Source organism: Spongiactinospora gelatinilytica, assembly GCF_003236385.1.
Lineage (GTDB): Bacteria > Actinomycetota > Actinomycetes > Streptosporangiales > Streptosporangiaceae > Spongiactinospora > Spongiactinospora gelatinilytica.
In genome coordinates, this window is record NZ_POUA01000055.1 from 20,192 (window position 1) to 27,154 (window position 6,963).

The 6,963-nt window shown below is 70.4% G+C and carries 8 protein-coding genes; 3 read left to right on the forward strand and 5 right to left on the reverse strand.

What is annotated here, in order from left to right; all coding sequences use genetic code 11:
• Positions 1-28 precede the first annotated feature (28 nt).
• On the forward strand, positions 29-1,993 hold the full coding sequence (locus C1I98_RS10005) for a sensor histidine kinase (RefSeq protein ID WP_111166898.1): 1,965 nt from the start codon (positions 29-31) through the stop codon (positions 1,991-1,993).
• Here the strand turns inward: C1I98_RS10005 and C1I98_RS10010 are convergent.
• From C1I98_RS10010 to C1I98_RS10020, 3 genes are all read right to left on the reverse strand, one after another.
• Complete coding sequence (locus C1I98_RS10010) at positions 1,920-2,336, reverse strand: hypothetical protein (RefSeq protein ID WP_111166899.1); 417 nt, start codon at positions 2,334-2,336, stop codon at positions 1,920-1,922. The genes C1I98_RS10005 and C1I98_RS10010 overlap by 74 nt on opposite strands.
• A gap of 43 nt (positions 2,337-2,379) precedes the next feature.
• Complete coding sequence (locus C1I98_RS10015; protein WP_111166900.1) at positions 2,380-2,781, reverse strand: hypothetical protein; 402 nt, start codon at positions 2,779-2,781, stop codon at positions 2,380-2,382.
• Between the two features lie 108 nt (positions 2,782-2,889).
• A complete protein-coding gene (locus C1I98_RS10020) occupies positions 2,890-3,441 on the reverse strand; it encodes a GNAT family N-acetyltransferase (protein ID WP_111166901.1) in 552 nt (183 codons plus the stop codon).
• Between the two features lie 294 nt (positions 3,442-3,735).
• Here C1I98_RS10020 and C1I98_RS10025 point away from each other — a divergent pair, with 294 nt between their 5' ends.
• Positions 3,736-5,028, forward strand: coding sequence for a helix-turn-helix domain-containing protein (locus C1I98_RS10025; protein ID WP_158557979.1), 1,293 nt, complete (start codon positions 3,736-3,738; stop codon positions 5,026-5,028).
• On the opposite strand, the gene C1I98_RS10030 is transcribed toward C1I98_RS10025, so the two are convergent.
• Both C1I98_RS10030 and C1I98_RS10035 read right to left on the reverse strand, forming a co-directional pair.
• Positions 5,029-5,274 carry a hypothetical protein gene (locus C1I98_RS10030; RefSeq protein ID WP_111166903.1) on the reverse strand — a complete coding sequence of 82 codons (246 nt, stop codon included), beginning with the start codon at positions 5,272-5,274 and terminating at the stop codon, positions 5,029-5,031.
• A 129-nt stretch (positions 5,275-5,403) separates the two neighbouring features.
• Positions 5,404-6,333: a zinc-binding dehydrogenase gene (locus tag C1I98_RS10035; RefSeq protein ID WP_111166904.1), complete on the reverse strand. Its 930-nt coding sequence runs from the start codon at positions 6,331-6,333 to the stop codon at positions 5,404-5,406.
• An 82-nt stretch (positions 6,334-6,415) separates the two neighbouring features.
• Between C1I98_RS10035 and C1I98_RS10040 the strand changes: the two genes are divergently transcribed.
• The coding region (locus tag C1I98_RS10040; RefSeq protein ID WP_111166905.1) for a TetR/AcrR family transcriptional regulator at positions 6,416-6,963 on the forward strand (548 nt) is incomplete at its 3' end.

Genomic DNA, 6,963 nt, shown 5'->3' on the forward strand with positions numbered 1-6,963 from the left:
GCACCGGACGCTGTGGGGACATGCTTGTATGGACAGGCCCATCCGCTTCAGGATCACCCTGCTGCTCCTGGTGCCGCTCGTCTCGCTGATCGCGCTGTGGGTGTTCGCGGTGGTGCTCACCGGTGGTGACGGGGCCCGGCTGGTCGCGATCGGCACGCTGGCCGACACGGTCGCGGGCCCGTCCGAGCAGGTCGTGGCCGCGTTACAGCGGGAACGGCTGGCGTCGGTACGGGCGCTGCGCTCCTCACCGGGCGAGCGGGCCCGCCGTACCGAGCTGGCGCGGCAGCGCGCCGCCACCGACCGCGCGGTGGCGGGCTTCCGGGCGCGGGCCGCGGGCGCCGACTCCACCGAGATGCGCGCGCACCTGGCGACGCTGGCCGCCGGTTTCGCGGAGCTGCCCACGCTGCGCGGGCGGGTGGACGCGGGCGGCGACCCGCTGCCGGTCATCCAGCACTACAGCCGGATGATCACCGCCGTCTACCGCATGTACGACTCGATGGTGCTCGTCCCCGACTTCTCGATGTATCAAGAGGGCCGGGCCGTCACCGCGCTCGGCGAGGTCAAGGAACTGCTGTCCCGGGAGCGCGCGCTGATCGCCGCCGTGGCCCTGGCCGGCCGGATGACGCCGGCCGAGCGGCTGGCGTTCCGGGAGGCGGTCGCCACCCGCAGGTTCCTGCACGGCTGGGCGCTGGCCGACCTCGGCTCCGAACTCGGCGGCCCGCACCAGCGCCTCGCCGCCTCCCCGGTCGCCGCCCGCTTCGCCCGGATCGAGGACCGGATCGGCGCCGCCGCCCCCGGCCTCGCCCTGTCCGCGCAGGAGACCGGCTCATGGGAGGCCGGCACCGACGCGCTGTGGGCCGCCGTCGAACGCAACCAGGCCAGGACCGCCGAACTCCTGCGCGCCCGAACCGGCCCGGCCGCCACCGAGATCTGGGTCCAGCTCGCCGTGGCGGGCGGCATCGGGCTGCTGGCCGTACTGGTGTCCGTGCTCATCACCGTCCGCTTCGGCGGCCGGCTCGCCGGGGAGCTCGCCGGTCTGCGCGACGCGGCCCGTGAGCTGGCCGGAGTACGGCTGCCGCGCCTGGTCGAACGCCTCCGCGCGGGCGACCCCCACCCCGGCGAGCTGGAACCCCTGCCCAGCGGCGGCCACACCGCCGAGATCGCGGGCATCGCGCGGGCCTTCAGCTCCGTGCAGCGCACCGCCGTCGCCGCCGCCATCGAACAGGCCGCGCTGCGCGGGGGCGTCAGCAAGGTCTTCGCCAACCTGGCCAGGCGCAACCAGGCCCTGCTGCACCGCCAACTCGGCCACCTGGACGCGATGCAGCGCAAGGCGGACGACCCCGACGTACTCGCCGAACTGTTCCGCCTGGACCACCTCACCACCCGGATGCGCAGGCACGCGGAGAACCTGATCGTGCTCTCCGGCGAGACCCCGGGCCGCGGCTGGCGGCACCCCATCCCGATCTACGACGTGCTGCGGGCCGCGGTCGCCGAGATCGAGAACTACCCCCGCGTGGAGATCCAGCCCGCGCCCTCCGGGGCCCTGGCGGGCCACGCCGTCGCCGACATCATCCACCTCATCGCCGAACTCGCCGAGAACGCCACCCTCTTCTCCCCGCCGCAGACCACCGTCCAGGTCCGCAGCGAACTCTCCCCCGGCGCACTCCTGATCCACATCGAAGACCGCGGCCTCGGCCTGCCCCCGGCTCAGCTCGAAGCCCTCAACCAGCAACTTTCCGCCGCCCCCGACTTCGACCTCGCCGACACCGAACACCTCGGCCTCTTCGTGGTCGCCCGCCTCGCCGTACGGCACGGCATCGGCGTCAGCCTGGCCCCGTCCGTGTACGGCGGCCTCACCGCCACCATCTACATGCCCGCCACCCTCGTCGTCCCGCAGGCACCTTCTGCCCTCAAGCCGGTCACCGCGGCGAAGGAAGGCTCACTCCCGCGGCGAGAAAGAAGGACCGGACCTCCACCTTCGGATGCAGAGTGAAAAGCGGGCGGCGGGCGGCGAAGCCGACGTCGGTCGTGTAGAAAGTGGTGTCCTCGGCGTGGTGATCTTCTAGCTCGTCGACCTCGTGGACATGCCGTCCGGCGACAGCCGCCCAGACGCGACCGGGGATCGTCGGACCCGTGATCACCTGGCCTGTGGTCATGTCCAGGCGCTGGAGACGGTGCAGGTCATCGTATTCCTCCCGGAAGGACAGCAGGTCGGCGGTGAGCCAGCCACCCAGAAGATGGGTGCGGATGAACGGTCCGGCCAGGACCCTGCCGTACGCCGCGTCCACGACGACGGTGGACAACGCGTCGTCGTCCATCTCGTCGTCCCAGATCATGTACGTGGCCGCTAACGTACGACCGCCGGGCGACCAGCGGATCTCACACTCGTGTGAAGCCGTCCCTTGGATCGGACCAGATGTCCCGCCGCCGCCCCGTCTCGGGGTCGAGCAGGCTGATGATCGCGTTCTCCTCGTCACAGGTGAGGATGGCGACGGTCCTGCCGTCCGGGGACAGGTCCGCGTGCTCGTCGTACCGCTCCTCCGGGACGCCGTGCCAACGCTGCTCAGCGTCCGCCAGTCTAAGCAAGCAGGTACCACGCCCGCCGACCAGCACCATCCGCGCGCCATCGAACGACAACCCCCGGATCTCGGCGTCCGCCACGGGTTTCGGCATCCGGGTGAACTCCCCGGAATCGGCGTCGAGAACCAGAAGCCCTTCGGGCAGCTCGATGGCCGCCCCGGCCCTCCGGACAGCACGCTCAGGCACCTCATCGATCAGCACGACGCCTGCTCCCTGGCCCTCGTCGCCCTCATCCCCTCCGGAGTCCGCACCGGCACCCTGACCGCGACCCTTACCAGCCCGTCCATCCTGCGCGGTCGCTGACGACGGTCACCGCCACTCGCGGCGGAGCATCGCGAAGACCAGTTCGTCGCTCCACTCGCCCTTGAAGATCTCGTTTTCCACCAGGTGGGCCTCGCGCCGCATGCCGAGGCGCTCCATCAGCTTGGCCGAGGCGTTGTTACGGGCGTCGCACCGGCCGTAGATCCGGTGCAGCCCCAGCTCCTCGAAGCCGAGCCGCAGAATCTCCTTGGACGCCTCGGTGGCGAGCCCACGCCCATGGTGATCAGGGTGGAACACGAACCCGATCTCCCCCTGGCGGTGCTCTTTGCTCCGCCAGAACAGGTACATGTCCCCGACCAGTGCCCGGGTGTCGCGTAGTTCGGCCGCGATGCAGAGCGTGTCGTTCTCCTCGTTGAACTCCGCCTGCCCGATCTTGGTCTGTAGGGCGGCCTTGGTCTCGTCGCGCGTACGCGCGTCCCAGTACAGGTAGCGGACGACGTCAGGCCGCGAGTGAAAGTCATGCAGGCCGTCCAGGTCGTCCATGGTGTAGGGGCGGAGGAGCAGGCGGGCGGTTTCAATGGGATATGTCGGCTTCAGCACGAGATCACCATATTGACGGGGCTACCACCGCCGCCTACCAATATCGCTGCGCGATCAGGCGGCCACGGTTTGCATTGGCCGCTCCGCCCTGGGAATTTAGCGGGGTGACACAAGCCGACATGGTCAGCATCAAGGTTCCCTAGGCCCTCCGCGACCGCCTCATCGCCCTGACCACCGAGCCCGGGTATGGGCCCACCCTCACCCACGCGCTCACCTGGCTACTCGATGAGTACAAGGGGAGCCGATTTCACAGATCGTGAGCACGCGGACGCGCTGTGGTGTAAGGATTCGAGGATGGGGCTCGATCCGGTCTGGAGTGTGTTCGGTGGGGCGATGCGCAGGCATCGGGAGCCCAGCGGGCTCGGCGTACGCGATATCGGCGCTGCGGCGCATGTGCATTTCAGCCTGGTCAGCAGATGGGAAAGCGGTCGCAACCGGCCCACCGCCACCGCCACGCGTCTTGTGGACGCCTGCCTCGGCTGCGATGGCGAGCTCATCGCCATGCACGCCGACACCGTGGCATCCGAACGCCGCCGAAAGGGTACATCACCAGGCGGTCCTCCCATCGATGACGAAGGCGACGACATGGAACGGCGTACCGCGATACAGCTCATCGCCACCGCCGGTGCTGGAGCGGCGATCCCGCTGGCCGATCTCGAACAGGCCATTGCCGGAATCGACAGAGTCCTCGACACCCGCATCGATCTTGACGACTGGGAACGAACCGTCCGCGAGTACGGCTACATGTTCAACCGGAAGCCGATCGGGGGCATGGTCACCGATCTCACCGCCGACCTCGCTGCCTTAGGCCATCTGCTCGGCCAGGGCAACACTCCGCGCGTACAGGCCGGTCTTCTGCGAGTGTCCGCCGAGTTGTCCGGTCTGCTGGCGACCGATCTGAACGACACGGGCAACTCGCGGGCCGCCCGCGACGTGTGGCGGGCCGCCCGGCGAGCCGCCGACGCCTCCGGTGATCGGAGCCTGGCGGTGTGGGTCCGCGCCAAAGAGGCCACCGGGATGTGCTGGTGGCCCGGGGCGTCTCCCGACGTGATCAAGGGGCTGGTCGACAAGGCCGTCCATATAGCCGGGTACACGCCGAGTTACGGGCTCGTGCGGGCGCAGATCGTACAAGGCTGGCTGGCCGCCGACGGCCACACCGGCGGCCCGGCCGACGCACGGGCCGCCCTACAGAACTTCACACGGACTTTTGAGCGCCTCCCGCCTTCCGCCGCCGAGCACAGCGATCCGGCATCCACAGTGGGCGAGGCATGGCTGCACTGGAACGAGGCGTACCTTCTCGCCCTGATCGGCGACGACCGCGCCGCGGACACCACCGACCAGACAAGCAGCCTCTACCGGGTCGACCCCCCTGCCCCGCTCACCCTCCTCCCGCTCGTCCGCGCCCTCGACCTGGTACGGCGGCGCGAGATCGACGACGGCCTCACCCACGCCGTCACCACCCTCAGTACCGGCCCCATGAGCACGGCCCGCCGCTTCATCACCACCAAGATCACCAAGGCCCTCCCCCGACAGGCGCACACCCACCCGCACGCCACCGAACTCCGCCGACTCCTCAACCCCGCCTGATCACGCGTCGCCCATTCGGACCAGGATCGCCAACTGCCCGCACAGCGCGTAGAACAGCGCCACCGGATCGGGACGGGCGAGTTGGCGGTGCAGGCCGTTGCACCGTTGCTCGGGCGTGAGCGCCCGGTGGCGGGTCGCGTGCCAGACTCCCTGGTGGACCACGATCCGCCATCCCGGGAAGGTCGATTCGAGTGCGCCGAGGTGTGCCCGTTGGGCCGGGGTCAGCAGGTCCATGGGGTCGCCCATTATCTGCACCTTCTCACCGAGAGTCACGAGCCCGACGATTGCTGGTGCAATCATCGGGACGGACCGCGGGAGCGAGCGGTGCGACGGTACGGCGTTCGACAGGCACGCAACACGCGCAACGAAGGGCCGTCAGGTGAGGTCGAGGACCGCCTTGCCGTGCAGGCGGCGTTCGAGCAGGGCGTTCACCGCTTCGGCGGCGTCGTCCCAGCCGCCGCGCCAGGCGATCTCCGGGCTGAGCACACCGTCCGCGACCCGCTCGGCCAGCCAGGTCAGGGTGCGGTCCAGGCCCTGGCAGTACATCAGCCAGAATGTGACCAGCGACCGGTCCTGGCGGCCCTCGCTGTTGATCAGCGTGCCGAACGGGAAGTGCTCGCCCTCCTCTGTGGCGTGGCCGATGGCGATCAGCGTGCCGCCGTCGCCGAGCCGGTCGAAGGCCGCCACGAGCTGCGGGCCGCCCACCATGTCGAGCACCCCGTCGAGCCCAGGGTCGGCCTCCTCCGGAGTGCGGATCACCTCGTCCGCGCCCAGCGCGCGCAGCGCGTCGCCGTGCCTGGCCGGGTCGCCGGTGGACGCGATCACGTACGCGCCGCCGAGCCGGGCGAGTTGTACGGCGTAGCGCCCGGTGCCGCCCGTCGCACCGGTAACCAGGATGCGCCGCCCCAGCATGGGGCCCATCCGGTCGAGGGCGCGCAGCGCGGTCGCCGCCGCGACCGGGATGGTGCTGATCGCGCCGAGGTCGGCGTGCTCGGGGACGACCCCGATCGTGCCCGTGGACACGGCCCGCAGCTCGGCCCACCCGCCGCTCCCGGCGAGGGTCACCACGCGGGTGCCCACCGCCGGGCCGGACCCGTCGGCGGCGGCCTGGACGACGATCCCGGCGGCGTCCCAGCCGAGCACGGCGCCCTCTTCGGCGTTCGCGATGCCGTGCCTGACCTCGCCGAAGTTGAGCGACGTGGCGGCGACCCGGACGAGCGCCTGGTCGGGGGCGGGCGTCGGATCGGGCGCCTCGCCCAGACGCAGGCCGGAAGGGACGGAACGGTCAACGAGCAGAGCGCGCATGGCTTCCTTCTCTCTATGCAAAATGCCGCTAAGGAGCATAAGCCATCAATCGGCATCTGCCCATGCGGATACACTGGCGGCGATGACCCACGACGTGCCCGCCGCCGAGCGGCTCCCACTGCGCGAGCGCAAGAAGCTCAGGACCAGGTCCGCGCTGATCGACACCGCCCTCGCGCTGTTCACCGAACGCGGTTTCGACCGGGTCACCCTGGATGAGTTGTGCGAGGCCGTCGAGATCTCCAAACGCACGTTCTTCCGCAACTTCGCCGGCAAGGAGCAGGTCGCCTCGGCCCCGCTGGAATCGATGTGGAACGGCCTGCGCGACGACGTCGAGCACCTGCCGCTCGGTCACGCCCCCCTCCTGGACGTACTACAGGCCGCGCTGCTCTCCGCCCTCGCCCGCATGGACGACGGGGACGGCGTGTGGGTACGGCGAGTACGGCTGAGCCAGCGCCTGGCCGAGCGCACGCCGTCCGTCGCCGGGCACGGGTGGCAGTACTGCGACCGCACCAGCGCGGCCGTCGAGGAGATTCTGCGCCGCCGCCTGGACCTCGCCCCCGACGACCCTCGCCCCCGGCTGGCCCTGGAGATGGTCGTCTCCGCCTTTCACGCGGCCCTGCGTACCTGGAC

Bases quoted from the DNA above. Each gene is read 5' to 3' on its own strand.
- C1I98_RS10005 (WP_111166898.1), top strand. From the start codon at position 29: ATGGACAGGCCCATCCGCTTCAGGATCACCCTGCTGCTCCTGGTGCCG.
- C1I98_RS10010 (WP_111166899.1), bottom strand. From the start codon at position 2,336: ATGATCTGGGACGACGAGATGGACGACGACGCGTTGTCCACCGTCGTC.
- C1I98_RS10025 (WP_158557979.1), top strand. From the start codon at position 3,736: ATGGGGCTCGATCCGGTCTGGAGTGTGTTCGGTGGGGCGATGCGCAGG.
- C1I98_RS10030 (WP_111166903.1), bottom strand. From the start codon at position 5,274: ATGGGCGACCCCATGGACCTGCTGACCCCGGCCCAACGGGCACACCTC.
- C1I98_RS10035 (WP_111166904.1), bottom strand. From the start codon at position 6,333: ATGCGCGCTCTGCTCGTTGACCGTTCCGTCCCTTCCGGCCTGCGTCTG.